The sequence below is a fragment of the Microbacterium sp. T32 genome, from assembly GCF_001619615.1.
Classification (GTDB): domain Bacteria; phylum Actinomycetota; class Actinomycetes; order Actinomycetales; family Microbacteriaceae; genus Microbacterium.
The window spans coordinates 15,887-41,335 of sequence record NZ_LQQP01000022.1 but is presented as its reverse complement, the minus strand read 5'-3'; the positions used below and the strand labels follow the sequence as shown (position 1 = coordinate 41,335).

Below are 25,449 nucleotides of genomic sequence, written 5' to 3'. Positions count from 1 at the left end.
CGGCGGCGGTGGTGCTGTCACGGCGCTGCCACCGTCGGGGCGGGGGCGAGGGGCGATTCGCCGAGACTGCATGCCGGTGACGAAACAACTGCAGGATGCAATGGAGATGTCAGGCGGATGCAGTCTCGCGGGCGTTAGTGCCCGGAACGGCCCACCCACCCCTTGGCATCCAGGTACTTGTCGGGGATTCGCAGCCGGAGCTCCTCGTCCAGTTGCTCCAGCACCCGTCCGAATTCGCCGAAGGAGGCCCAGTGACCACCGAGTGGTTCGACCCCAACGGCTCGGTCCCCGTACACGATGCCGAATCCGAAGAACCCGCGGTCGTAGTTGAAGATGACGGGGAAGAAGCTGTAGGCCTCGAAGAGTACCGAGAACTCCACGTGATTGCGGTCGTCGATCACGTTGCTGATCGCCAGCGCGGTCACGCGGTCGCCGAAGTATCGCCTCAGCGACGAAGCGACCTCCTTCGCCAGGTCGAGCGCTGGGGTGTCGAGTCGGTGCTCGTGCATGTGCATGCTCACTCGACGAAGAAGCGGCCCGGGCTCGTGATGTCTACCGGGGGTGCAGCGCGAGCCGCCGCGAGTATGAGTGCCAGGTCTTCGTCCGAAACCATGGGAGCGATCTCCCCACTCGGGGATACCTCCCTCACGACTTGCACAGGGAACCCCTCGACGAGATGCACTCCGGTGGCCGGGGTGAGCGTGGTCCCTGGAAGGAGGGCGACCTCGGCTTCCGCGGGGTGACGCGAGAGAGGCCCGATCTCGCGTCCTGAAACCGAGACGATCGCGTGAAGGGAGGGCGCGCGGAAGTTCTCGGACGCCACCCGCGCATCCTGGGACGTCGGAAGAGGCGCCTGCAGGGTGAACGGCGTCGTCAGCTCGAAGCCCGCCCCCCTCCACACCACACCGCGGAAGATCGGCAATCTCGCGAGGGCGTCTTCCAGACGCCCGGGACCATCAGTCACGGTTCAACTCCTCATACACTTCCCGCAGGCGCGGGGTCCCGAGCGACTCGGCATCAGCGATCACCGCAGCGCCCAACTCCGAATGCGCCCGGGTCCACGGCCCGGGCTGGCCGGGCCGTTGAGCCACCCACGGAAAATCCTCATCGTCGGGTCCGCGTACGATCGGCCCCGGCTCCGCGCCTCGACTGCGGAGGGCGTCGATCCACCGCCCCGCCCACCGGCTCCAGCCGAGACCGGCGATGATCGCGGCACCGAAACCCGGACGCAAAGCCGCTCTCCAGACGGCGTCCCCGAGGATCGTCACTGTCACCTTGCCCAACTCGAACCGCGCCGCCACCTCCTCCGACACGCTCACCGTCGCGGGGTCCGGAGAGACGGCGAGGCTCTTCAGCGCATCAGGCGGCAGTTCGGCGAGCTCCCGCGAGATTCGGGTCGACCACGACCGCCGCGCCTCGTCGTCATCGGACTTTCCCAGGAACTTCGCAATACTCACGCCGCCCCCGTAACTCGCCAATAGTTCGGAACTCATCGAGTCATACAGGGCGATTGCAACGTCGTCGACATGTTGCGAAGAGTTCATTTTGCTCCCGGACCCGGGATCTCACGTAGATGTATTCGCCAGATCCCCTCCACATCTTGAAACTTGGACACGACATCGAATTCAGTGCCGCGCTGGAAGAGGATCTCGGACTCGTGCTGATATCGCGAGATCGGCATCACGTCGCTGCCGGTTAGGCCGTCGATGGTGATCACTCCCGGCGCTTTGCCGGGTTCGAGGGCTTGCTGGCTGAAATCTTCCGCGACTCCCGGGGTCTTCGACGAACTCATGAAGGTGTCGTCGTGCCACTTCCGTCCGATCTGGAAGGTATCGAGGAAGTTCTGATCCAGCGTTACGCCGCGATACGTCCGTCCCGGCTCCGCGGGCAGCTTCGACAGGCCGGAGGTCGCGTTCTCGATCCTCGTTTCGACGGAGCCCACGTCGAACGGCGACGGATGACTCGGGTCGCGGAGATAGGGGTTCATCGCGTGGACCCCCGGTACCGTGGTGTAGTCATAGATGCCCTTGATCTCCGAAGGCGTCAGGCGAGGATAGGCCTCCGACACCTTCCGCGCCCACTCGCCGAGCCGCAACGGATCAACGGCACCGTTCGGCATCCGGAACTCGCTGTCGATCGCCGACAGGTCCGGAAGGCGCGGAGCGTCGGGCCCGGCGTGCGGCGGAGGCGCGTAGAGATTCGTGTGGGGCGGGACGTGCGGCTGGGGATCGGTGAGGTGGCGTTCGTTGCCGGGACCGGTCGGCGCGGTCTCTCCGGCATGACCGCCCGGGGCGTCCCCGCCGACATGGTGCGCAGTCAACGAGTCAGGATCGGCGATGCGCGACGGCGGAACGTCGGGCTCATCCGCATGCACACGCGGAAGGTCAGCATCGGGGCGCGCAAGACGATCGCCACCGCGGATGTCGTCTAGGAGCGAGCCTCCGTCGTTCAGCGGGCTACGACCGAGCGTCTTCGCGAGGTCGTCCTGCACGCGCCCCGCCTTTGCTACGTCGTCGGCGAGACCGCCGGGCCGAAGGGGCGTCCCGCCGAGGTCACGATCGCCGGCCCGCGCGCGACCGAGGTCGTCCGCGAGGCCCTCCGCCCCGTGCCCGACCCGCACTCCGTCGAGGAGTGCGCCGCCACCTTTGGCGGGAAGGAAGATCGTCGCGACGTTGAAGACCGAGGTCCCCGCCGTACCGCCAGGGTCCTTGCCCCAGTCGGACCACCCTTCACCCCACTGGTCGGGCGAAGCGTTCCACCACTCCTCCGGCGCGTGGTACCCCACGAAGCTCCCGAGAAGATCGATGTACGACCGGTACGAGTCACGCGTCCACTGCTGCTCCCACTCGAGGAAACCGGTGTCGACACCCTTCGACTTCAGGTCCGCGATCTGCGCGGGAGCCACGATCTCCGACTTCACCGGCGCGAGGAAGCCCATCGAGAGACCCGTCACGAGATGGCCGAGACCGACCCATGACTGTCCCCAACCCGAAAGCCACGCACCGCCACGGTCCATCGCGCCCTGGAGGTCGCCCGCCATCAGCTCCCCCGCCACGGCCCAGGCGGGCGGCGGCCAGCTCTTGAAGTCGTAACCGTAGATCAGCATCCCGAGGCCGCCGACCATGTCCCACGCACCGGTGAGCACTCCACCGGTGAGGTGCATCGGGAAGCCGATCGTCTTCTCGGCGCACGACTCCTCGCGCGGCGACGCACTGCCCCAGTCGGTCTGGAGGTTGTCGGGGGCTGTCGTCGCGGCGCCGGCGACCGTGGTGGTGGACAGTCCCGCTGCGCGGCGGATCGCGTTCGCGAGGTCTTCGTTCGCAACGCGCAGCTGCTCGCCGAGGAGGTACCCCTGGTCGACGAGGTCCGCGTTCCGCTGGACCATCTCGGGGTCTTCCCACCAGTTGTCCACCTGGACCGGCAGGAACGTCACGGCGAGGTTGCCCGTCGTGGTGACGCGCGGCTGGAAGGTGTTCGCTTCGACGACGAACGCCTCGGCATCCGTGCGCAGGTCGGCCACGCGCGAGAGGATCGGTTGAACGGTCGTCGCCCAGGTGCTGAGGGCGCTGGCGACCGAGGCCAGGTCGCCGCCGACGCGGTCGGAGGCGTCGCGCACGGGATTCATCGCGACGTAGACCGATTCGGCACCGGTCGACTCGTACGCCGAGGGGAGGGCCGACCAGGAGGAGGCCGCATCGGTCCCCGCCTGACGGATCGAGCCGGCACGGGAAGAAATCTCCGTGGCCGCCTGCGTCACCCCGGCGAGGTCGAGGTCGAGGCCCGGCAGCTTCGACGGGTCGATCAGACCGTGCGACATCAGTAGGGCACCGATCCGCCGTGTCGCACGGTGGCCTCGGCATCCGGAGTCCGGGCCGACGCGGCGCGCGCCTCCGTCGTCGTCGCCATCTCGAGGTCTCCCGCCGTGACCGCGTTGGTGGCGTCGATGACGGCCTGCCGAGCGCTCGGGATGCGCTGCTCGATGAGAGTCAGATCGGCCGTCTGAGCTTCGACGAACGCCTGCATCGCCTCAGCGACCTCGGCTGACCGAGTGCCGGCGACAGCCGCCGACAGCTGGTCCGAGAGGCCCGTGAGAGCCGTCGCGATCGATGTCGCTGCTGCGTCGACTCCCGTGAGTACCTGCTGCACCCCTTCCGGGGACACACGCCATCCTGTCATCGTCCACCTCCGACTCGCCCTCGACCATGATAGGAAACGTGGTCGATCTGTCGAGGGATGCACAGGGCATCGTGAGCCATGCTCTCATCGACGAGATCGTCGGGGGGATCGCGGTCTCGGAGAGCCGGGCACCGCTGCTCCCCTTGACGGCGACGCGTGGCGACCTGCTTCGGCAGGCGGGGATGGCGCGGCATCCACTGGTCTTCCTCACCGGCGACGGCACGCGCCTGACCGAACCGATGCGCGCGGCCCTCGCGGACACCCGCGTGCCGTGGGTCGTCCGCACCACCGGCGGGCTGCGTGACGGACTCACGTGGCGTCCCCTTGAGGACCTCGTCGCCGCGTTCGACGACACTCCCGCCGCCCCGCACCCCGACGCCCTCCACCTCGAGCAGCCCACCACGCTGCAGTTGATCGCGTCGGTCTCGGTCCGTCATCGGGCGGATGCCTCGACCCGTCTGGGCGCTGCGCTCGAAATCCTGGGGCGCTCGGCCGAGGCCGCTCCTGGTACGTGGGGCCCGAACGAACCGGCCGAGTACGCCTGGGACCGCGATGCCCTCACCGCTTTCGCGAGATCCCGGATGCCGAGCGACACCCGCCTCATCGCGACCGGGGATTCCTCGCGCCTTGTGGTCGCGACCCTCACCGCCCGCCGCACGGCGCGCGGCGTCGAGGAGGTGACGGAGGCACTCGTCTCGCTCGGCAGACTGGACGACCCTGCTACCGATGCGCGCGCCGACGCCACGGTCGAGGCTCTCGACGAACTCGCCGTCGCCCCGTGGCCACTCATGGCGGCGCTCTTTACGCGCCCTGGTCGTGCCGACCTCACGACCTCGGCGTTCGTCGTCCCTACGGCGAGACCGCTCGCGCTGTTGATCGGGGCTCCCTCTGTGCGCGACCTCGCACTCGACCCGGTGACCTGGGGCCGGCGATTCGGTGCCCGCATCGCCGGTCGCCCTCGCACGCCCGCGCTCGTGATCCCGTTGCGGCGGTCGGAAGAGCCGGCCGAGGTCGCGTGGAACCGGCTCGTCGAGATCACCGAGACCCTCGGGGTCGAGCGCGTCGCGGAACTGACGGGGTTCCGCCTCGACATCGACGCGTGGCGGAGCCGCTGATGCCTCACGAGTACGTCCTCCTCACCCCGCGGGTGATCGGCCTGCGCGAGGTGGCCCACGCCGTCGCCGCTGCCGAACCGGCGCTCACCTACCGCATGGACGCGGGCGGGATGCAGATCGTCCTCGTCGACGGGGATGCCACCGTGCTGACGATCGTGCACCCGGTCCCCGCCCGACCGGCCGAGGTGCGACGCCTCCTCCGCGAGGACGACGCGGCGGACACAGAGCGGTGGTGGATCGATGTCGTCGCACCGTGGGAGGCCGAGCATCGCGCCGCGCGCGTGATCGCTGCCCTCGCCGCGGTCTCGGGTGGCACTGCCCACGACCTCGCGCCCGACGGACGCGGCTGACGCTTCCGAGTCCGGCCGCGGCCGTGAGGATCCGTGCTCAGCGCGGTGAAGACCAGCGGTAGATGAGCACGACGACGAGGAACGCCAGGAGGGGAAGCGGGAGCAGGGAGACGGGGACCAGCACCGTCGCCTGGTTCGCTCCGATCGACGTGAGCTGCTCAGGCGCCGCGCAGGCGCTCGGCGAGGTAGGCGTGCAGGCCGTCGAGGGGGATGCGCTCCTGGCCCATCGTGTCGCGGTCGCGGACGGTCACGGCGTTGTCGTCGAGCGAATCGAAGTCGATCGTCACGCAGTAGGGCGTGCCGATCTCGTCCTGGCGGCGGTAGCGGCGGCCGATCGCGCCGGCGTCGTCGAAGTCGACGTTCCAGCCGGCAGAGCGCAGCGTGTCCGCGACCTCTCGGGCGAGCGGCGACAGACGCTCGTTGCGCGACAGCGGGAGGACGGCGGCCTTCACGGGCGCGAGGCGCGGGTCGAGCTTCAGCACCGTGCGGGTGTCGGAGCCGCCCTTCGCGTTGGGCACCTCTTCCTCCCGATACGCGTCGACGAGGAACGCCATCATCGCGCGCGTCAGACCGAACGACGGCTCGATGACGTACGGGGTGTACTTCTCACCCGAGGCCTGGTCGAAGTACGTGAGGCTCGAGCCGGAGGCATCCGAGTGGCTCTTCAGGTCGTAATCGGTGCGGTTGGCGACGCCCATGAGCTCGCCCCACTCCTTGCCCGGGAAGCCGAAGCGGTACTCGACGTCGATCGTGCCGGCGGAGTAGTGCGCGCGGTCCTCCTCGGGCACATCGAACCGCTTCATGTTCTCGGGGTCGATGCCCAGGTCGACGAACCAGTTCCAGCACGCCTCGACCCAGTGTTCGAACCATTCCTGCGCCTCGGCCGGAGGCGTGAAGTATTCGATCTCCATCTGCTCGAACTCGCGCGTGCGGAAGATGAAGTTTCCGGGGGTGATCTCGTTGCGGAACGCCTTGCCGACCTGACCGACGCCGAACGGAGGCTTGCGACGGGATGCCGTCAGCACGTTGGAGAAGTTCACGAAGATGCCCTGTGCGGTCTCGGGGCGCAGGAAGTACAGGCCCGACTCGTCGTCGACCACACCGAGGTACGTCTTCACCAGGCCGGAGAACGCCTTGGGCTCGGTGTACTGGCCCTTGGTGCCGCAGTTGGGGCACGGGATGTCGGCGAGGCCGTTCTCGGCCTTGCGACCCTTGCGGGCCTCGAAGTCCTCGATGAGGTTGTCGGCGCGGAAGCGCTTGTGGCAGTGCAGGCACTCCACCAGCGGGTCGGTGAACGTCGCGACGTGACCGGACGCCTCCCACACGCGCTTGGGCAGGATGATGCTGGAGTCCAGGCCCACCATGTCGCCACGGCCGCGCACGAACGTCTGCCACCACTGGCGCCGGATGTTCTCCTTCAGCTCGGTGCCGAGGGGGCCGTAGTCCCACGCCGAACGCGAACCGCCGTAGATCTCACCGGCCTGGAACACGAACCCGCGGTGGCGGGCGAGCGAGATGACCTTGTCGAGGCGGGACTGTTCGGCCACGGTGGCTCCAATGGTCGGGAAAGCTGTGGGTGCGAGCGCGAGTGCGCGGCATCCAGTTTATCGAGCGACGCCGGAACTCATCGCGTGATGCGCTCGCGGTGCACCGTGAACGCGTCGAGCGCGGCTTCGTCGATCTCGACGCCGAGCCCGGGCCCCGTCGGGACGCGCACGTGTCCGTCCTCCAGGACCGCGGGCGCCGTCACGATGTCGCGGTCGTAGAAGCGGGCGGATGCCGAGATGTCGCCGGGCAGCAGGAACCCGGGGAGCGCCGCGAGCGCCGCGTTGGCGGCCCGCCCGATGCCCGTCTCGAGCATTCCGCCGCACCACACGGGGATACCGGCGGCCCGGCACCGGTCGTGGATCGCGAGCGCCTCGAGGTACCCGCCGACACGGCCGGCCTTGATGTTGATGATCGCCGCGGCACCGAGCTGCAGGGCGTCCGCCGCGGCCTTGTCCGACACGATCGACTCGTCCAGGCAGACCGGCGTGGTCAGGCGCCGGGCGAGGGTCGCGTGGTCGACGAGGTCGTCCTCCTGCAGCGGCTGCTCGATGAGGAGCAGGTCGAAGGCGTCGAGCTCCTGGAGCGTGTCGGCATCCGCGAGGGTGTAGGCGGAGTTGGCATCCACTTGCAGAGGGATGCCGCCGAACGCCGCCCGCACGGCGGCGGTGTCGTCGATGTCGCGTCCGGGTTTGATCTTGATCTTGATGCGGACGTAGCCCTCGTCGAGGTAGCCGCCGACGGTGTCGACGAGCGCGGCGGGGTCGCGTTGGATCCCGACCGAGACGCCGGAGGGCACGCGGTCCTTCTCGGCGCCGAGGTACTGCCCGAAGCTGCGGCCCTCGGCGCGCAGCGCGGCGTCGATCACGGCGAGCTCGAGTCCGGCCTTGGCCATGCGATGCCCGACGACCGGGGCCAGGATGCCGGTGACCTCCTCGGGAGCGAACGTGCGGCGCTGGAGCAGGGCGGGCGCGAGGAAGCGGATGAGGACGTCCCACGCTCCCTGCGTGTATTCGCTGGAGTAGAACGGCTCCGCCTGCGTGACGACCTCGCCCCACGCGACGCCGTCCGACGTCTCGGCGCGGACGACGATGACCTCGCGCACCGTCTCGGTGCCGAAAGACGTCGTGAACGGCGACACGAGCGGCAGGTGCAGGACCCGCAGCTCGACGGCATCCAGGGTCACGGGGGCGGCGGGGGTGCGGGGCGGCATGAGGGCAGGGTATCCGGGTGGCGGCACGGCCGCGGCCGCGGCGGGGCGGCGGGTCCTGCGGCATCCCGCCCAACTCCGGCACATCCGCCCCGCGCGGGACCCGGATGCCACGGCACCGCCGGATCTGCAGGAGCTGTGCCCGCCGTAACCCCTCGCGCGCGGCCTGGCAAGGCCACTGTCCGGGCCCAAGCCGCCGCGTAGCGTCGCGGGCATGAGCGACTTCACTCCCCGCCACGCGATCGTCACCGGTTCGGACTCGGGCATCGGCGCGGCCACCGCGCTCGCTTTCGCCGCCGCCGGGATCGACGTCGCGATCACCTACAACAGCGACGAGGACGGGGCGCAGAAGGTCGCCGCAGCCGTCCGCGAGCGCGGCGCCCGCGCCGTCGTCGCGCAGTTCGATGCCACCGACTTCGACGCGATCCCGGATGCCGTGAACTCCCTCGCCGACGAACTCGGCGGCCTCGACGTGTTCGTCAACAACGCCGGCGGCGGCATCGGCGGGAGCTTCCTCGACCTCGATATGAAGACGTGGCGCACCGACATCGCGCTGAACCTCGACGGCGCCTTCCTCGCACTGCACACCGCCGCGAAGCGCATGGTCGCGGCCGGCAACGGCGGGCGGCTCATCGCCGTGTCGAGCGTGCACGAGCACCAGCCGCGCGTCGGCTCTGCGCCGTACGTCGCGGCGAAGCACGGGCTCGGCGGCCTCATCAAGACGATGGCGCTCGAACTCGGGCAGTACGGCATCACCGCGAACGCCGTCGCGCCGGGCGAGATCGCCACGCCCATCAACGACATGGATCCCGAGGATGCCGATCGCATCCACCGTCCCGGCATCCCGCTCGGTCGCCCCGGCAAGCCGGACCAGATCGCCGACGTGATCCGGTTCCTCGCGTCGCCGTCGGGCTCGTACGTCACGGGTGCGAGCTGGGTCGTGGACGGCGGGATGCTGCAGATGGGGCCGCAGGCGGGGTCGCACATGGAGTCGGACGCGTGGCGTTCGGTCGGAAAGGAGTGACGCGGTGAGCGACGAGAAGAGCTTCGACGAGAACCGTCACGACCAGCTGACGAGCGCCCCGAAGGCGACGGAGGCCGACGCGGCTCCCCGCATCGACGTCACGAAGCGCGACGGCGTGACGCGCATCGACGTGCGCGACGATGCGGCCGTGCGGCCGGGTCCTGGTCAGGGCGATCCCGCGGCGGAGAAAGACGTGCCCGTCTCGGGCGACTGACCTCAGTCACCGAGCGGAACGACAGTGGGTGACGCCACCCATCCGCGTCCTCGAGCGTTATCTGCGATGGCGTCCCGAAGGCGCGCGATGGTCGGGACTCTCCCCAGAACCTGGTTCGCATCCGCGGCTGCCTGATCGAATGCCGACACGATGCCGCGCAGAATCTCGCGCGCTCGCAAGAGCGCCTCGTCAGGGTCGAGTCCGAGTCGTCGACCGGCCACCTGGAGAGCGTTCTCCCCCACGCGGTCGATGATGTATTCGCCGTCGAGCGACATCGCCAGCTTCATCGGCTGTCCCTCCGGCGACGGATAGGGGGCGTGCGTACCGAGGTCATAGAGGGGAGCAAGCGTGGCGCGCGAGCCGTCCAGCAGGAGCGAGTAGTTCTTGGCATGCGCATCGGTGCCGACGGCGGCGAGGTTGAAGGCGAGGGCATCGAAGAAGCGTCGGCTGTTGTCCTGACGGTCGCTTCCATTCGGGAGGCCACGGAACAGATCCGCGATCTTGCCGACGCCAGGGCCGCCGTCGCTCTGATACTTCTTGTCGGGCTCGACGGCCAGCGCCTGACACAGATCTTCCTGGTGCAAACGAGCCCAGCGTTCGCCGGTGAACGCCCGATCGTATCGGCGGGAGATGAAGACGTTGTCGCCCGCGCTGGTGGTGGCCATCTCACTCTCGGCGACGACGAGGCCCAGGTGGCGCGCCGCCGCCATCGTCATGTACTCCACGATGTGGTGCTCGGAGTACGGGGGTACGGAGGGCTTGATGATGTGTGTCGTCGGCGTCGAGTCCAGAGGAGTGGCCCACATCCCTTCAACCGTGCGGAACAGGGCGGTCTTAGGCTGTGCGCCGGGGAGCGACCATCGTCCCGCTCGCCGTACGCCCCACGTGGCAGCGTTGGCGATCAGGTCTCGAATGAGGCTGGCGAAGTCCTCGTCCGAGTGCTCTTGAAGCCGACCCGTGCGCGTGGCGGCGTCATCGCTGTCTTCTCCTTCCGGCAGAAGCTGCACGGCGCCGACAGCATCGCGACCGATGTGCGACAGGAGAGCGAATGGATTGTTCTCGGACACGTGATACTCGCTCGCGAGTTCGCGGAGACGGCCGGCGCTGTCCGGCAGCAGACCCCTCAGGTACGCCCGAGCGGGGGCGTTCTTGTGCACCTGTCGGGCGAGAGGCATCGACAGCGACATCGGGGTTGCGGTTCGCGAGCGCCGGTACTGGTCGTCGTACTCGAAGCCGAGCGCACCAGCGCGGGATTGAGTGAAGGCCCCAACCCGAAGACCGTCGAGGTACGCGTGCAGTTCACTCGTCATCGTGCGCCTCGAGGGTCAGCCCGAGCGCCTCGAGCACCCAGAACACGCGGTGCAGGGTGACCGAGGGCTTTCCTCCCTCGAAGCGCGCGAGCCAGTCGCGTGTCACGCCCGCGTTCTTGGCGAGCTGCTCCTGGGACAGCCCTCGTTGCTCGCGGCGCTCTGCGACGAGTGCACCGAGGTCGGCAGGACGTGCGACCCTCATGGTCACCTCCGAGCATCTGTGGGTTTTATCCCACAATACACCTTGTGGGATAAAACCCACAAGACTTCATGTGGGATAAATCCCACACACTCCTTTGTGGGAAAGATCCCACAAGACGGCCGTTTCACCCCGCAACGAGCAGGTACCCGCGCCGGTCGATGCCGCCGATCCGGAGACCGGATGCCAGGTGCCCCCGCAACTCCTCGCGCACGCGCGAACGCCACCCGGCGGCGGCCCACGGATCGGTCCGGCGCAGACCCTCGATGTCATCGGGGATCTCGACCACCGCGCGCACGGCATCCTCCTCCGGGGTCGGGGCGGGCGGTTCGGCCACGGCCCACGACACCATCAGCCGGTCGGACTCGTCGCCGCGGTTCACGTCATCCGGCATCTCGCCGTACTGGTTGACGAGGTACTCGGCCACACGCGCGCCGAGGATGGCGAGGTTGAAGTGGGCGTTGCGGCGGATCAGCGGGTCGAAAGTCCACGTGATGCGTCCGATGCCGCGTTCCAGCGCCCACTCGCGCTGGTGCGCCTTGAGCTGGCGTCCGAGCCCGCGCCCTTGGTAGCCGGGCAGGATGCCGGTGATGTGCGAGTGCATCGTGCGCTCCGCCGGGGGGCCGAAGAACGCCGCGGACGCCCCGATCATGCGGTCGCCGTCGTACAGGCCCACGACGTAGTTGCCCGAGTGCTCGAGCGCCCGCAGGATATTCGACGGCATCGTCGCGCGATCCCCCACCCACACGTCGTCGAACAGACGGGACCCGGCCTCGATGGCCTCCAGGGTGTCGAGCGGGCGGATGTCGATGCCGGTCGTGCTCATGTTTCGAGTCTGGCATCCGCTCGCCCGCTCGCCCGCTCGTCCGCGCGTCCGCCCCCGCCCTCGTCCCACTTCTGACGGTGCATGCCCCACCTCTGGCGGGGCATGTCCCACTTTGTGCAGCTCAAGGCGCCGCAAACAGCACAAAGTGGGACACGCAACGGATGCCACGCCCCCACCCGCCGCAGCATGTCCCACTCACGACGGGGCATGTCCCACTTCGTGCAACTCAAGGCGCCGCAAACAGCACAAAGTGGGACACGCAACGGATGCCACGCGCCAGGCAGCTCGCAGGTGACACCGGCGCAGATGGCAGCGCCGGCGCAGCCGGCAGCGGCGCCGGCGCCTCACCCACCGGGCAGCTGGCTGCGCCGGCGTAGCGGTGGCAGCGCCGCACCCACCGGCGCCGGATTCAGCGCGGCAACGCGCCGTCCATGTGCCGGATCGTCCGGGCGCGCTCGATCACGATCGCGATGCCGCCGACCAGCCACAGCGGCACCTGTGTGAGGAACGCCCAGCGGAAGGCATCCAGGGAATACGTGTCGGGACTGCCCGCCCCCTGGACGTCCATCGCTATACCGATGAAGAGGATCGCGAGAAGCGCCGCGAGGAATCCGCCGCCGTTGACGATGCCGGTCGCGGTACTGAGCCGATGGCTCGGGGTGAACGTACGGGCGTGGTCGAACGCGATCATCGACGCGGGGCCGCCTGTCGACAGCGCGAGCATGAGGACGATCAGCAGCCACAGCGGCGCGGGCCCGGGCCACGCCGCGACGACGATCCAGACGACGGCCTGGAACACGACCGTCGGCAGCACGAGCCACCGGGAGCGCCGACGCGGATGCCGACTCGACAGGGCACCGATCACGGGACCGCTCAGGATGCCGAACAGCACGAACAGCGTCATGATCCCCGACGCGGTCGCCGGGGCGAGGCCCTCGCCGGCGGTCAGGAACGGGAAGCCCCACAGCAGCATGAAGGCGGTGCCCGCGAACGGCGTGGTGAAGTGCGACCAGAAACCGAGGCGCGTCCCCGGGTGCGCCCACGACTCGCGGAATCCCTGCCGCAGATCGGCCGCCGACGTCACGACGCGGATCGCGCCGGTCTGCGTGTCCACCGACAGGTCGACGGGATCGTCGCGCCGCTCGGGCGGGCGGTTGCGGATGATCGCGTACGTCAGCACCGCGAACAGCACACCGAGCCCCGCGACACTGCCGAAGGCGACGCTCCAGCTCGTGGCGTGCAGCAGAGCGGCGAGCGGCACGACCGCGACGATCTGACCGAGCTGGCCGATGATCCCCGTCAACTGCACGAGCACCGGCGCACGTTGCGCGGGGAACCACGTCGCGATCACGCGCAGGACGCTCGGGAAGATCATCGCGTCGCCCGCACCGATCAGGACGCGGGCCAGGATGCCGATCCCCACCGCATCCGCGAACGCCATGACGAGCTGCCCCGCCGCCATCAGCACCATGCCGATCGCGATCATCGGCCGCGCGCCGTACCGGTCGAGCAGCAGCCCGACGGGGATCTGCATCGCACCGTACACGAACAGCTGGATCACGGCGAACAACGACAGCGCCGAGGCATCCGCATGGAAGCGGGTCGCGGCATCCACTCCGACCGCCGAGAGCGACGTGCGGTTGACGATCGAGACGACGTACGCCAGGACCCCGACCGCCCATAGCGTCCACGTCCGCCACCCGGGGCGTTCGAGGCTGCTGATCACGGTGAGTCCTGGGGGAGGAAGGGGATGGATGCCACGGAGAGCGGCATCCACAAGGCTAGCCGTGGCCACCGACACGGCGGGTCTTCACGAGCGCGGCGCGCAGCGGGCCGCCTCAGGCGTCGGCGAGCGCGTCCGACATTCCGGCGCGCACCGCGGCCAGGTGCTCGGTCAGCGCGGCGCCGGTCTCGTCGGCCAGCCAGCGCTCGAGCGCGATCTGCAGCAGCTCGACCGCGACGCCCGCGGTCACGCGCGCCGTGAAGACGTCGACGCCGCGGGCCAGGTACCCGTCGCGGAGGGCGTCGCGCAGGTCGGCCTGTTTCTGCAGGTCGCGCTCGCGCAGCGCCGGTTCGGACGCGATGAAACGCCGCGCCGCCTGCATCTGCGCACGTCGCGGCTCGAAGCGATCGGCGGCGAGCCGGTGGAATCCGGCCCACGCGATCGCGAACGGCGCCGCGTCCGCGGGGGCGGCGGCGACGGTCGACGCGGCGAGCGCGGGAATCTCGTCGTCGCCGAAGAACACCTCGCGCTTGTCGCTGAAGTGGCGGAAGAACGTCCGGCGCGTGAGCCCCGCCCGCTCGACGATGTCGGGCACGGTGGTGGCGTCGAAGCCGCGCTCGGCGAAGAGTTCGAGTGCCGCGGCGCGCAGTCGCTCCCGCGTGTCCGGTGCCCATCTCGCCATGCGGACGAGCATAAGTGATGACTCGCAGTGTCATCGGTGGGTTAGTGTGAAGACACTCAGTGTCATCACGAGCAGGAGGCTCCATGTCCGTCCAGTCCGCCGCCGTCCTGCCCGCTCCGCGCGCACCGCTCGCCGTGATCGGCACGACCGTTCCCGAACCGGCCTCCGACGAGATCCTCGTGCGGGTGCGCACGGTCGCGATCAACCCCGTCGACTGGGTCATCCAGGGCACCAGCCGCGTCACGTACCGATGGCTGCAGACCCCCGCGGTCCTCGGATCCGACGTCGCCGGCGAGGTCGTCGCCGTGGGCTCCGCCGTCACGAGGTTCGGCGTCGGCCAGCGCGTCTTCGGGCTCGCCACCGGAACCGACAGGGGCCGCGATCCACTGCGCGAGGGCGCCTTCCAGGAGTACACGGTGCTGCTCGAACGTCTTGCCGCGCCGATCCCCGACGCCCTGTCCGACGAGGAGGCCGCCGTTCTTCCGCTCGGCGTATCCACCGCGGCGTGCGCGCTCTTCCAATCCGCGCACCTCGGACTCCGGATGCCGACTGGCGAGACGCCCCAGCAACGGGGCGGTGTCGTGGTGGTGTGGGGCGGATCGACGAGTGTCGGGATGAACGCCGTCCAGCTCGCCCGCGCCGCGGGATACGACGTGGTCTCCACGGCGTCGCCGCGCAACGCCGCGACCGTCAGCGCGCTCGGCGCCGACGCCGTGATCGACTACGGCTCGCCAACCGCCGTCGACGAGCTGGTCGCGGCGGTCGGTGGCCGGCCGGTCGTCGGCGCGGTCGCGCTCGGCGCGGGATCGACGGACGCGTGCATCGAGATCCTCCGCCGCGTCGGCGGCACGCGGCTGGCCATGGCGAGCACGCCCGTGTCGCTCGCCGGCCTCGTCGCGCGACGACGGCTCTTCCCCGCGATGCTCCCCGTCTTCACCCGCATCGGTCTCACCACGGTCCGGTCGACCCTGCGCGCCCGGCGCGCCGGCATCCGGGCGGGGTTCGTGTGGGGCAGCAGTCTGCGCGACGACGAGGTGGGCCCGGCACTGTGGGGCGAAGTAATCCCGCGCGCGCTCACCGACGGGAGTCTCCGGCCGATGCCGGAGCCGCTCGTCGTCGGCGAGGGCCTGGGAGACGTGCAGGCCGCGCTCGACCGTCAGCGTGCGGGGGTCTCGGCATCCAAGCTGGTCGTTCGTATCTGACGGGGTGAAGCGGCGGTGTCCGCGGACGTCATCCGGGCACGGCAGAATGGTCCGATGGTCTCCGCGAGTCCCCACCTGCAGCCCGATCACGCGTGCCTCATCGTCCACGGCAGCGACACCCCCGGCATCATCGCCGCGGTCTCGGCGCTCATCGCCCGCCAGGGCGGCAACATCGTCGCCTTCGACCAGTACTCGGACGACCCGCGCGGCGGAGCGTACTTCCAGCGCGTCGTGTTCCACCGCCCCGACCTCGCCGCCGCGCTACCCGCGATCCAGGACGACCTCGCCGAGACCCTCGGCCGCGGCTTCGAGCTGGAGTGGAAGCTCACCGACCTCTCCACGCCGAAGCGCATGGCGATCCTGGCTTCGAAACAGGACCACTGCCTCCTCGACCTGCTGTGGCGCCACCGCCGCGGAGACCTCCCGGTCAGCATCCCCATGGTCGTGTCGAACCACACCACCTCCGCCGAGGACGTCCGCTCGTTCAACGTGCCCTTCTTCCACGTTCCGTCGACGCCCGGCCCCGACAAGTCGGCATCCGAGGCCCGCATCCTCGAGCTGCTGGTCGGCAACGTCGACTTCGTCGTGCTCGCGCGGTACATGCAGATCCTGTCCCCCGAGTTCCTGGAGAAGATCGGGGTGCCGGTGATCAACATCCACCACTCGTTCCTCCCGGCCTTCATCGGCGCAGAGCCGTACAAGAAGGCGAAGGAGCGCGGCGTGAAGCTCATCGGCGCGACCTCGCACTACGTCACCGGCGACCTCGACGAGGGGCCGATCATCGAGCAGGACACCGTGCGCGTGACCCACGCCGACTCGGCCGCCGAGCTCGCCCGCCGCGGCGCCGACGTCGAGCGACAGGTGCTCTCGCGCGCCGTGCTGTGGCACGCCGAGGACCGCATCATCCGCCACGGCAACCACACGATCGTCTTCTGAGGCGCGGGGCCACGAACCCCCAAAGGGACATTTGACGGTAGTGGACGACCGCGCCAGCATCGACCCATGACCCGCATCGACGAGCTGCGCGCCACCGCGCATCCGCTCCGGCTCCGGATGCTCTCGCTCCTCACCGGCGCCGCGATGAGCGCGGCCGAAGTCGGGCGCGAGCTCGGGATCTCGCAGGCCTCGGCCAGCTACCACCTCCGCGTGCTCGAGCGCGTCGCGCTGATCCGCGTCGTCGAGACCGTCCGGCTTCGCGGCGGGGATGCCAAGCGCTACCGCCACGAGTCGTCGTCCCGCCGCATCGACCCCGGCGCCCCTCCCGCACCCCGCCTGCCCGCGGAGGAGGAAGCGCCCTACGTCGAAGCGATCATCGACGAGCTGCGGCGCCGCGCACGCCGGCGCGCCGAAGGCCCCGGGGTGACGACCGACGCCGAGCTGTGGGTCGATCCGGAGGTCTGGCGCCGGGTCGTGCACCACGTCGCCGAGGCATCGACGCTGCTCCACAAAGCCGCCCAGCCCCCGCGCACTCCCGGGACGCAGCCCGTCTCGATGACGGCCGCGCTGTTCCGACTGGAGCGGCCGTGACCCGCGGCGGACCGCTCGCCCACGCCGCCTTCCGGTGGCTGCTGGCGGCGCGGACGACGAGCATCGTCGGCAACGCCGTCGCGCCGATCGCCCTCGCCTTCGCGGTGCTCGACCTCACCGGGTCGGCCGCCGACCTCGGGCTCGTCGTCGCGGCCCGCTCGATCACGAACGTCGCCGTCCTCCTCTTCGGCGGCGTCCTCGCCGACCGGCTGCCGCGCAACCTCCTCCTCGTCGGCACGTCGCTGGCCGCGGCGGGAACGCAGGGCGCCGTCGCCGCGCTGGTCGTCACGGGGTCGGCGACCATTCCGGCGCTCGTGGTGCTCAGCGTCCTGAACGGTGCCGTTGCGGCCGTGAGCCTCCCGGCATCCGCGGCTCTCGTGCCCGACACCGTGCCTCCGGAACAGTTGCGATCCGCCAATGCGCTCCTCCGCCTCGGGCTGAACGGCGGCACGATCGTCGGGGCGTCGGCGGGTGGCATCCTGATCGCCACGTTCGGACCCGGATGGGGGCTGGCGGTGGATGCCATCGCCTTCGCCGCTGCGGCCCTCTTCTTCTCGCGTCTCCGGCTGCCGGAACGGGCGCGGGGAGACGCGGAGCGGACGTCGATGCTCTCGGACCTGCGCGAGGGGTGGCGCGAATTCACGAGTCGGTCGTGGGTGTGGATCGTGGTGCTGCAGTTCTCCGTGCTGAACGCCGCGTTCACGGGCGCCGTCGCCGTGCTCGGCCCGGTCGTGGCGGATGAGACCGTCGGGCGCACCGCGTGGGGTTTCGTGATCGGCGCGCAGACGGCGGGCTTCGCGCTCGGCGCCGTCGTCGCGCTGCGCTGGCGGCCCCGGCGGGCGCTCGGGATCGGCGTCGCCGCGATGGCGTTCGCCGCGGTGCCGGTGGCGACCCTCGCGGCGGCGCCGACCGTCGGGGTGCTCATCGCGGGGTTCGCGCTCGGGGGCTTCGCCACGGAGATCTTCGCGATCGCGTGGGACCAGTCGCTGCAGTCGCACGTGCCGCGCGAGGCGCTCTCGCGCGTGTACTCGTACGACATGGTCGGGTCGTTCGTGGCCGTACCGCTGGGCGAAGCGGTGGTCGGTCCCGCAGCTCACCTCGTCGGCACGACGCCGGTGCTGTGGACGTGCGCCGCGCTGATCGTCGCGGCGACGCTCGTGGCCGCGTCGATGCGGAGCGTCTGGCGCGTGGTCGCGACCACTCCTGCCCCCGCACCGGTCGCCTGACGCACCGCGCCGCCGAGACGGCATCCGTCGGCCAGGATTCCGCGGATGCCGTCCGTCGGTGCGTGCGCCTCAATCCGGGTCGGTGGCCTTCGCGAGCGGACCCGTGCCGCCGCGCGGCGGCTGCTTGCGCTGCAGCGCTCCCTCGCCGCCGACGCGTCCGCCGTAGGGGCGGCCGTGGTCGGCCCACTCGGCGCGGAAGTACGCCAAGCGCCAGTCGCCGAGCTCGATCCGCGCGCCGGTCCGCAGGATGCGGCCGTCACCCCGCCGCCCCTCGACCGCGGCACCGCCACCGCCGACGACGTCGAAGCCGTACAGGACGTACTCGTCGTCGCCCTCGTGCCGGATCTCGGCGTGGATCGGCGCGAGACCGGGGAGGCGCAGGTCGGCCTCGTCGCCAGACCCGATCACGGTCTTCGTCGGCAGCAGGTCGAACTCGCGCGGCCGCGATCCGTCCCACGACGACGACCCGATCGCGAAGATCAGCCGCGGTCGACCCGAGCCCGGCGTGTAGTGCGTCGTCGTGATCCGGCGGGGCACGAACCGGTTCACGGTCGGCACGAGCGGCAGAGGCGTCCCCGGCGGCACCGGGAAGGTCAATGCCTGGCCTCCGTTGCGCCGGGTGAGCAGCGGCGCCAGGGCCGCGACCGACCCCAGCCGAATGTGCGGCGAGCCGGTCACGACCCGCTGCAGGAGGCTGCTCTTGACGTCCCCGAGGTGCAGGATCGGGCCGTCGGGGCCCTCCAGGCGGACCGAGATCCCGCGCTTCGCCAGCGCGTCCGCCACGGTCGACAGCTCGGCGAGCGTGCGGCGGCCGTTGCCGGGCAGCCGCGAGGGGTCGCTCACCGTGACGCAGACCTCGGACCCCGCAGCGGTGATCGTCCCCTCGAACGGCGGGAGGGCGGCATCCACCCCCGCCTCCTGTTCGGAGAAGGCGAGATCGATGTCGAGGCGCACCATGACGGCGCCCGCCCTCAGTTGCCGCGGTACGGGTCGGAGCCCGGCGCGGTGTCGTCGCTCGTCGTGACGCGGAGGGTGCCGTTGAGCTTCCACGTGGCGCGCGGCGCGTCGGGGCCGATGTCGCGCGGCACTTCGACGGTCATGTCGACGAAGGAGTAGTTGACCGCTGCGCCGCGGCCGGTCAGGTACGACCACATCTCGCGACCGAGGTCGGTCCAGTCGGTGATCGAGTGGCCCTCGGGGCCGGCGGAGTTCGCGAACGGGTCGGTGGTGGTGGTTTCGGACATCGTCCCAGTCCTTTCGGTGTTCGGGGGCACCAGGCTCCCACCGGGCCGCAATACGCAAGAAGGGATTGCGTTCGAGCGCCGGTTGCGGGATAACCGACCGCGCCTCCGGGGCGCGTGCGCCGAGACTCGACCTGGCGAGTCGACGGATGCCGAGCCCCATCCGGCGACATCCCGCCGTCCTCATCGTCGGCGGAACCCGAGTGCTCGCCCGCCCGGCGCTTTCCGGACTTCCCGGTCGATTAGTCTGACCCCGTGACGAGCGCCTGTCCCGGGTGTGGCCGCCCGCTGTCCGACCACGAGCGGCATGTCCGATACGCATTACCCGACGACGTTCTGGAACAGGGAATGACCGTCGAATCCGGGGGTCTGTGGTTGTCCCACGCGACTCCGCGGGAATCGGTGATGATCTCGGCGGAGGGGGTCGGCGCCTTCGTCCGCGCCCTCCTTCCCGTCCACCTGACCGGGGGTCACTCCGTCACCTTCGGCGTCTGGATCCGCGTCCCCCCCGGAGAGATGCATCGCGCGTTGTCGGAGTGGTTCGCCCCGACCTATCCGGACCTGCTCATCGATGGGCACCTCGCGAACCAAATCGCACCGTGGAGCGTGAGAGGCGCGCCCACCCGCATCGCGGTCATCGACCCCGACCACACCCCGTACGTGACGTCGAGCTCAGGTGCTGAGCTCGCCGCCGTTCTCCAGGACACGTGGAATCACGAGCTGGTGCTGTCCACCCTGCCGCGCTGATCGGGTTCCACGCCGGTGCCGAGCCTCGTGTTCGGCGCGCCCGCACGCTCAAGCCGCGAGACTGCATCCGCCTGACAAAACCGCCGCAACCTGCAGTGGACTCGTCAGGCGCGTGCAGTCTCGGCGTCAGGCGGCGCTGCCGCACGGCCGGGCGACGCTTCAGAACACGTACTCCATCAGCTCCACGCCGAGCACGCGGAAGGCGTCGTGCGCGCGCAGCCGGTGGGCGATCGAGAGGTCGTCGAAGTTCACGATCATCGCGAACGCGACGCCGGCGCGCGGGCCCCCGAGCACTCCCGCTTCGGCGCGCACGCCGTTCGATCGCCCCGTCTTGTTGACGAACAGCAGGCCGTGCTCGTCGTTCTCGTGCGAGAACGGATCCAGACCTGTGGCGGATGCCACGAGCGACAGGTCGTGGTTGAGGCTCAGCCATTCCGCGACCTGGGCGCTGACCCCCGGCGACACCACCGTCGAATTGACCAGCCCGGCGAACACCGACGCCATCTCGCGCGCGGTGGACAGCGCGACGTGCGGCGCGTCGTCGGGGCCCCGGTCGTCGCGGAACCGGTCGAGCAGTGCCGTGCGGCGCAGCCCGAGCTCCTCGATGCGCGCCCGGACCGCGGGCAGCCCGACGCGTTGCAGCAGCGCGTTGGCGGCGAGCGCGTCCCCCGCCGACGCGGCGAGCACCGCGACGTCGGACAGCGGCAGCGCGGGAGCCTTCAGGTGCTGCCACACTCCCCCGCCCGACGCGGAGTCGACGGTCGCGCGATCGACGATCTCGAGCGCGTCGACGCGGCCCGCCTCGATCGCCGCGGCCACCTCGACGAGCAGCGGCACGACCCCGAGACCCGCGACCGGCAGCGTGACGAAGTCGTCGCCCTCGAGCACCGCGGAGCCGCCGTCGAGGTCGTCGATGCGCACCGACACCTTCGCTCCGGATGCCGCGAGCTCGTCGAGTGCCCGGAGCGTCGCCGTGAACGACCGACGCCCGGCGGCCGCCCGCCGGGGCAGCCGCCGAGGACCCTTACGGGCCGACCCGCGGAGGGCCGGGGCGTCGCGTCGCGACGACTCCACGGGCCCTCCGGCGGGTTCGGGTGAGGCGGGCTCGGGAACCGGTGGCATGCCCACGAGCGTGGCTCCTTCCGGGTCAGGAGAGCAACAAACGCAACCTCACCAAATGGTGACGCGCTGGTCCTCGGCGAGCCATAGGGCGTCGCCCTCGGTCACGTCGAACGCGTCGTAGAACGCGTCGATGTTGCGCACGATCTGGTTGCAGCGGAATTCGTTCGGCGAGTGCGGGTCGATCGTGAGGAGCCGGATGGTCTCGGCATCCCGACCCTTCTGCTGCCAGATCTGCGCCCAGCTGAGCAGGAGCCTCTGGATGCCGCTGTACCCGTCGATCACGGGACCGTCGGCCGACTCGTCCTCGCCGAGCGACAGCCGGTAGGCGCGGATCGCGATGCCGAGGCCGCCGAGGTCGCCGATGTTCTCGCCGATCGTGAGCGCGCCGTTGACGTGGTGCTCTGCGCTGAGGCCCTCGGGGACGAGCTCCTCGTACTGGGCGATGAGCGCCTTCGTGCGTTCCTCGAACGCCGAGCGGTCGGCATCCGTCCACCAGTCGCGCAGCGACCCGTCGCCGTCGAAGCGGCTGCCCTGGTCGTCGAACCCGTGGCCGATCTCGTGTCCGATCACGGCGCCGATGCCGCCGTAGTTCGCGGCGGCATCACGGTCGGCGTCGAAGAACGGGTACTGCAGGATCGCGGCGGGGAACACGATCTCGTTCATCAGCGGGTTGTAGTACGCGTTGACGGTCTGCGGGGTCATGTACCACTCGTCGCGGTCGATCGGCTGGCCGACCTTCGCGAGCTGGCGGTCGTGCTCCCAGACGTGGGCGCGGCGGACGTTCCCGACGAGGTCGGCGGCGTCGATCTCGAGCGCGGAGTAGTCCTTCCACTTCACCGGGTATCCGATCTTCGGCGTGAACGCGTCGAGCTTCGCGAGCGCCCGCTCGCGCGTCTCGGGCGTCATCCACTCGAGGGATTCGATGGACTCGCGGTACGCCTCGATGAGGTTCGCGACGAGCACGTCCATGGCATCCTTCGCGGCGGGCGGGAAGTGCCGGTCGACGTACACCTTTCCGATCGCCTCACCGAGGGCGGCCTCGACGAGGCTCACGCCGCGCTTCCAGCGCTCGCGGTTCACGGGGACGCCGGTGAGCTGCGTGCCGTAGAACGCGAAGTTCTCGGCCACGAACTCGTCGGACAGGAACGCCGCGGCGGAGTGCACGATCGCGAACCGCAGCCACGCCTTCCAGTCCTCGAGGCGCTCCTCGACCAGCAGCGTCGCGAGCGACTCGACGAAGCTCGGCTGGTACACGACGACCTCGGCGAAGGCGTCCTCGTGGCCGGGCGCGACACCCGCGCGCCACGGCGCGAGGTCGAGACCGGCGAGGCCGACCATCTCGTCCCAGGTGCGGAGGTTGTAGGTCTTCACCGCGTCGCGGCTGTCCTCGCGCGACCAGTGGTGCGTGGCGAGGTCGGTCTCGAGCGCGAACACCCGATCGGCGGATGCCGCGGCCTCGGCGGCCCCGGCGAGCTCGAGGATGCGCTCGATGTGCGCCCGGTAGGCGGTGCGGGTCTCGGCGAAGTTCTCGAGCCGGTAGTAGCTCTCGTCGGGGAGCGACAGGCCGCCCTGGTAGATCACGGGGACGTACCGGGTCGGGTCGCCGGGGTCGGGCTCGACGAAGAGGGTGAGCAGGCCGCTCACGCCGTCGCGCTCGAGCTCGCCGACGAGCCGCAGGAATGCGGGCACGTCGGTGACGGCATCCACGCGTGCGAGCTGGTCGGCGAGCGGCGCCGCTCCCGCCTCCTCGATGCGAGCGGTGTCCATGAAGCTCGCGAACAGGTCGCCGATCTTGCGGGCTTCGCTGCCCGGCTCGGCCTGCTGCGACTCCTCGACGATGGTGCGGACGTCCTTCTCGGCCTGCTCGGCGATGAGATGGAAGCTGCCCCATCGGGCCTTGTCCTCGGGGATCTCGGTGCGCTGCAGCCAGCGGCCGTTCACGTGCCGGAACAGGTCGTCCTGCGGGCGGATCTCATCGCTGAGCTCTTCGAGCGCAAGACCTGCGCGGGGGGTCTGGGTCATGGAGACAGGATAAATCCCCCCGCTCCACACGGGCTCAGCATGCCGTGTCGGGGGCCGGCCGTAGGCTCGGACGGTGACCACACCCGCACCGGCGACCCTCAACCGCCAGATCGTGCGGTTGGCCGTCCCGGCGCTGGGCGCGCTGGTCGCCGAGCCGCTGTTCCTCATCGTCGACGGTGCCATGGTCGGCCACCTGGGTGTGGCGCCGCTCGCGGGCCTCGGGATCGGCAGCGCGGTGCTGCAGACCATCGTCGGGCTGATGGTCTTCCTCGCGTACTCCACGACCCCCGCGGTCGCCCGCCGTTACGGCGCCGGCGAGGTGGGCCGTGCCGTGTCGGTCGGCATCGACGGCATGTGGTTCGCGCTCACGATCGGCGGGGTGCTCGCGCTCGTGGGGGTGATGGCGACGCCGCTCCTCGTCGGTGTCTTCGGCGCCGCGCCCGACGTGGCCGAGAACGCGCGCGTCTATCTGTCGATCTCGATGTGGGGGCTGCCCGCGATGCTCGTCGTGTTCGCCGCGACGGGGCTCCTCCGCGGCCTGCAGGACACCGTGACGCCGCTGTGGATCGCGGGCCTGGGCTTCGGCGTCAACGCGCTGCTGAACGCGCTCTTCATCTACGGCTTCGGGTGGGGCATCGCGGGTTCCGCGATCGGCACGGTCCTGGCGCAGTGGGGCATGGTGGGCGCGTACGTGGTGATCGCCACCCGCCTCGCCCGTCAGCACGCCGCCTCCCTCCGCCCCGAGGCCGAGGGCCTGCGGGGCACCGCACGTTCGGGCGGGTGGCTGTTCGTCCGCACGCTGAGCCTGCGCGCCGCGTTCCTCGCGACGGTGGCGGTGGCCACGGGCCTCGGCTCCGCCGAGCTCGCCGGGTGGCAGATCGCCTTCACGATCTTCTCGACCGCCGCGTTCGCCCTCGACGCCCTGGCGATCGCGGCGCAGGCCCTCGTCGGCAAATCCTTGGGCGCGGGCGACGTCGCCGGTGCCCGACACGTCCTCTCCCGCACGGTGGCGTGGGGCCTGTGGTTCGGGGTCGCCGTCGGGGCGCTCGTGGCGGCGGCATCCGGAGTCCTGGGGCTCGTCTTCACGGGAGATCCCGCGATCGCCGCGCTCATCCAGCCGGCCCTGCTCGTGCTCGCGGTCGCGCAGCCGCTCGCCTCGTTCGTCTTCGTCCTCGACGGCGTCCTCATCGGCGCGGGCGACGCGAAGTACCTCGCGATCGCGGGGCTGCTGAACCTCGTGCCGTACATTCCCGCCCTCGTGCTCGTCGCCCTTCTCGCGGGCGGCGGCGCCGCGGGTCTGGCCTGGCTCGCCGGGGCGTTCTTCGGCGTCTACCTGCTGGCCCGCGCCACCACCCTGGGCCTGCGCGTGCGCGGCCGCGCCTGGACGACCGCGGGCGCCTGACACGCCCACGCGACTCCCAGGAGCCGCGCGTACCGTGCGGGCATGAGGTCGAACCCCCCGGTCCTCGCGACCCTTCCCGCCCTGCTGGTCCCGGCGCTGCTCGTGCTCGCGGGGTGCACCTCGACCGACGCGGCGTCGCCGTCGGCGTCCTCCGCCGGGCCGTCGGCATCCACCCCCTCCCTGGCCCCGTCGGCACCGTCCCCCGGCGCGACGCTGCCGAGCGACGCGTCCGCGCTGGAGCAGTGGGCGGCGACCGCGCTGCCGGACAACGGCCTCGGCGGCAGCACCGCCGTCGCGCGCGGCACGGGCGAAGTCGGACCCGCCGGAGCCGCGGTCGCCCTCGCGCCCGTCGGCGGATCCTGGGACGTCGTCGTCGCGTGCGAGAGCGCGACCGGAGCGCCCCTCACCGTCGAGGTCGCCGGGACCACCACCGACGTCGCGTGCGGCGCGCCCGGTCGGACGGGGGCGCCGCCGACGACGATCCGCTGGGATGCCAGCTCCCCGGCGACGCTCCGGGTGGACGCACCGGAGCAGGCGGTGTTCGCTTACGAAATTCACCCGCGCCCGGGGACCTGAATTCGCGCAT

General features: G+C 70.6%; 26 protein-coding genes. 11 read left to right on the top strand and 15 right to left on the bottom strand.

Features of this window, described 5'->3' with window-relative positions; genetic code table 11:
* Nucleotides 1–134: 134 nt before the first annotated feature.
* The 4 genes from AVW09_RS12210 to AVW09_RS12190 form a co-directional block, all read right to left on the bottom strand.
* Nucleotides 135–509: a hypothetical protein gene (locus AVW09_RS12210; RefSeq protein WP_156496092.1), complete on the bottom strand. Its 375-nt coding sequence runs from the start codon at nucleotides 507–509 to the stop codon at nucleotides 135–137.
* Between the two features lie 447 nt (nucleotides 510–956).
* A complete protein-coding gene (locus AVW09_RS12200; RefSeq protein ID WP_156496091.1) occupies nucleotides 957–1,457 on the bottom strand; it encodes a hypothetical protein in 501 nt (166 codons plus the stop codon).
* A gap of 83 nt (nucleotides 1,458–1,540) precedes the next feature.
* Nucleotides 1,541–3,817, bottom strand: coding sequence for an ADP-ribosyltransferase (locus AVW09_RS12195; RefSeq protein WP_063258333.1), 2,277 nt, complete (start codon nucleotides 3,815–3,817; stop codon nucleotides 1,541–1,543).
* The gene (locus AVW09_RS12190) at nucleotides 3,817–4,176 is read right to left on the bottom strand and encodes a DUF6507 family protein (RefSeq protein WP_197462630.1); all 360 of its coding nucleotides are present in this window, start codon (nucleotides 4,174–4,176) and stop codon (nucleotides 3,817–3,819) included. Before AVW09_RS12190 ends, AVW09_RS12195 begins: the two co-directional genes overlap by 1 nt.
* A 38-nt stretch (nucleotides 4,177–4,214) precedes the next feature.
* On the opposite strand from AVW09_RS12190, the gene AVW09_RS12185 reads away from it, so the two are divergent.
* Together AVW09_RS12185 and AVW09_RS12180 are read left to right on the top strand one after the other, a co-directional pair.
* Entirely contained in the window at nucleotides 4,215–5,291 is a 1,077-nt protein-coding gene (locus AVW09_RS12185) for a DUF6177 family protein (RefSeq protein ID WP_063258331.1), read from the top strand.
* Nucleotides 5,291–5,641, top strand: coding sequence for a hypothetical protein (locus AVW09_RS12180; protein WP_156496088.1), 351 nt, complete (start codon nucleotides 5,291–5,293; stop codon nucleotides 5,639–5,641). The genes AVW09_RS12185 and AVW09_RS12180 overlap by 1 nt, the downstream gene beginning before the upstream one ends.
* A 158-nt stretch (nucleotides 5,642–5,799) precedes the next feature.
* On the opposite strand, the gene AVW09_RS12175 is transcribed toward AVW09_RS12180, so the two are convergent.
* Both AVW09_RS12175 and menC read right to left on the bottom strand, forming a co-directional pair.
* Nucleotides 5,800–7,188: a glycine--tRNA ligase gene (locus AVW09_RS12175; RefSeq protein WP_022878483.1), complete on the bottom strand. Its 1,389-nt coding sequence runs from the start codon at nucleotides 7,186–7,188 to the stop codon at nucleotides 5,800–5,802.
* 77 nt (nucleotides 7,189–7,265) lie between these two features.
* A complete protein-coding gene (gene menC / locus AVW09_RS12170) occupies nucleotides 7,266–8,399 on the bottom strand; it encodes an o-succinylbenzoate synthase (RefSeq protein WP_063258329.1) in 1,134 nt (377 codons plus the stop codon).
* A gap of 211 nt (nucleotides 8,400–8,610) precedes the next feature.
* On the opposite strand from menC, the gene AVW09_RS12165 reads away from it, so the two are divergent.
* Nucleotides 8,611–9,420: an SDR family oxidoreductase gene (locus tag AVW09_RS12165; RefSeq protein ID WP_063258328.1), complete on the top strand. Its 810-nt coding sequence runs from the start codon at nucleotides 8,611–8,613 to the stop codon at nucleotides 9,418–9,420.
* Nucleotides 9,421–9,424: 4 nt separating this feature from the next.
* Nucleotides 9,425–9,634, top strand: a complete 210-nt coding sequence (locus tag AVW09_RS12160; protein ID WP_063258327.1) for a hypothetical protein — start codon at nucleotides 9,425–9,427, stop codon at nucleotides 9,632–9,634.
* 2 nt (nucleotides 9,635–9,636) lie between these two features.
* On the opposite strand, the gene AVW09_RS12155 is transcribed toward AVW09_RS12160, so the two are convergent.
* From AVW09_RS12155 to AVW09_RS12135, 5 genes are all read right to left on the bottom strand, one after another.
* A complete protein-coding gene (locus AVW09_RS12155) occupies nucleotides 9,637–10,944 on the bottom strand; it encodes a HipA domain-containing protein (protein ID WP_063258326.1) in 1,308 nt (435 codons plus the stop codon).
* Nucleotides 10,934–11,146: a helix-turn-helix domain-containing protein gene (locus AVW09_RS12150; RefSeq protein WP_063258325.1), complete on the bottom strand. Its 213-nt coding sequence runs from the start codon at nucleotides 11,144–11,146 to the stop codon at nucleotides 10,934–10,936. Before AVW09_RS12150 ends, AVW09_RS12155 begins: the two co-directional genes overlap by 11 nt.
* Nucleotides 11,147–11,270: 124 nt before the next feature.
* The gene (locus tag AVW09_RS12145) at nucleotides 11,271–11,969 is read right to left on the bottom strand and encodes a GNAT family N-acetyltransferase (protein WP_063258324.1); all 699 of its coding nucleotides are present in this window, start codon (nucleotides 11,967–11,969) and stop codon (nucleotides 11,271–11,273) included.
* A gap of 409 nt (nucleotides 11,970–12,378) precedes the next feature.
* Entirely contained in the window at nucleotides 12,379–13,695 is a 1,317-nt protein-coding gene (locus AVW09_RS12140; protein ID WP_063258323.1) for an MFS transporter, read from the bottom strand.
* Nucleotides 13,696–13,807: 112 nt separating this feature from the next.
* A complete protein-coding gene (locus AVW09_RS12135) occupies nucleotides 13,808–14,374 on the bottom strand; it encodes a TetR family transcriptional regulator (protein WP_063258350.1) in 567 nt (188 codons plus the stop codon).
* 83 nt (nucleotides 14,375–14,457) lie between these two features.
* Between AVW09_RS12135 and AVW09_RS12130 the strand changes: the two genes are divergently transcribed.
* The 4 genes from AVW09_RS12130 to AVW09_RS12115 all read left to right on the top strand — a co-directional run bounded on the left by AVW09_RS12130 (nucleotide 14,458) and on the right by AVW09_RS12115 (nucleotide 18,329).
* Nucleotides 14,458–15,576, top strand: coding sequence for a zinc-binding alcohol dehydrogenase family protein (locus AVW09_RS12130; protein WP_063258322.1), 1,119 nt, complete (start codon nucleotides 14,458–14,460; stop codon nucleotides 15,574–15,576).
* Between the two features lie 54 nt (nucleotides 15,577–15,630).
* Complete coding sequence (purU, locus tag AVW09_RS12125) at nucleotides 15,631–16,512, top strand: formyltetrahydrofolate deformylase (protein ID WP_063258321.1); 882 nt, start codon at nucleotides 15,631–15,633, stop codon at nucleotides 16,510–16,512.
* A 66-nt stretch (nucleotides 16,513–16,578) separates the two neighbouring features.
* Nucleotides 16,579–17,103, top strand: a complete 525-nt coding sequence (locus AVW09_RS12120; protein ID WP_063258320.1) for an ArsR/SmtB family transcription factor — start codon at nucleotides 16,579–16,581, stop codon at nucleotides 17,101–17,103.
* On the top strand, nucleotides 17,100–18,329 hold the full coding sequence (locus tag AVW09_RS12115) for an MFS transporter (RefSeq protein ID WP_063258319.1): 1,230 nt from the start codon (nucleotides 17,100–17,102) through the stop codon (nucleotides 18,327–18,329). Before AVW09_RS12120 ends, AVW09_RS12115 begins: the two co-directional genes overlap by 4 nt.
* Nucleotides 18,330–18,398: 69 nt before the next feature.
* Here AVW09_RS12115 and AVW09_RS12110 read toward each other — a convergent pair whose 3' ends face one another.
* Together AVW09_RS12110 and AVW09_RS12105 are read right to left on the bottom strand one after the other, a co-directional pair.
* Nucleotides 18,399–19,286, bottom strand: coding sequence for an FHA domain-containing protein (locus AVW09_RS12110; protein WP_063258318.1), 888 nt, complete (start codon nucleotides 19,284–19,286; stop codon nucleotides 18,399–18,401).
* Nucleotides 19,287–19,300: 14 nt separating this feature from the next.
* Nucleotides 19,301–19,573 (bottom strand): hypothetical protein, encoded by a 273-nt coding sequence (locus tag AVW09_RS12105; RefSeq protein ID WP_063258317.1) that lies wholly within the window; start codon nucleotides 19,571–19,573, stop codon nucleotides 19,301–19,303.
* A 345-nt stretch (nucleotides 19,574–19,918) separates the two neighbouring features.
* Between AVW09_RS12105 and AVW09_RS12100 the strand changes: the two genes are divergently transcribed.
* A complete protein-coding gene (locus tag AVW09_RS12100) occupies nucleotides 19,919–20,317 on the top strand; it encodes a DUF2199 domain-containing protein (protein ID WP_063258316.1) in 399 nt (132 codons plus the stop codon).
* A gap of 159 nt (nucleotides 20,318–20,476) precedes the next feature.
* On the opposite strand, the gene AVW09_RS12095 is transcribed toward AVW09_RS12100, so the two are convergent.
* Both AVW09_RS12095 and AVW09_RS12090 read right to left on the bottom strand, forming a co-directional pair.
* Nucleotides 20,477–21,439, bottom strand: a complete 963-nt coding sequence (locus AVW09_RS12095) for a serine hydrolase (RefSeq protein ID WP_082822958.1) — start codon at nucleotides 21,437–21,439, stop codon at nucleotides 20,477–20,479.
* A gap of 48 nt (nucleotides 21,440–21,487) precedes the next feature.
* Entirely contained in the window at nucleotides 21,488–23,461 is a 1,974-nt protein-coding gene (locus AVW09_RS12090) for a M13 family metallopeptidase (protein ID WP_063258314.1), read from the bottom strand.
* Nucleotides 23,462–23,534: 73 nt separating this feature from the next.
* Between AVW09_RS12090 and AVW09_RS12085 the strand changes: the two genes are divergently transcribed.
* Together AVW09_RS12085 and AVW09_RS18005 are read left to right on the top strand one after the other, a co-directional pair.
* On the top strand, nucleotides 23,535–24,863 hold the full coding sequence (locus AVW09_RS12085) for an MATE family efflux transporter (RefSeq protein ID WP_063258313.1): 1,329 nt from the start codon (nucleotides 23,535–23,537) through the stop codon (nucleotides 24,861–24,863).
* A gap of 42 nt (nucleotides 24,864–24,905) precedes the next feature.
* Nucleotides 24,906–25,439 (top strand): hypothetical protein, encoded by a 534-nt coding sequence (locus tag AVW09_RS18005; protein WP_063258312.1) that lies wholly within the window; start codon nucleotides 24,906–24,908, stop codon nucleotides 25,437–25,439.
* Nucleotides 25,440–25,449 lie beyond the last annotated feature (10 nt).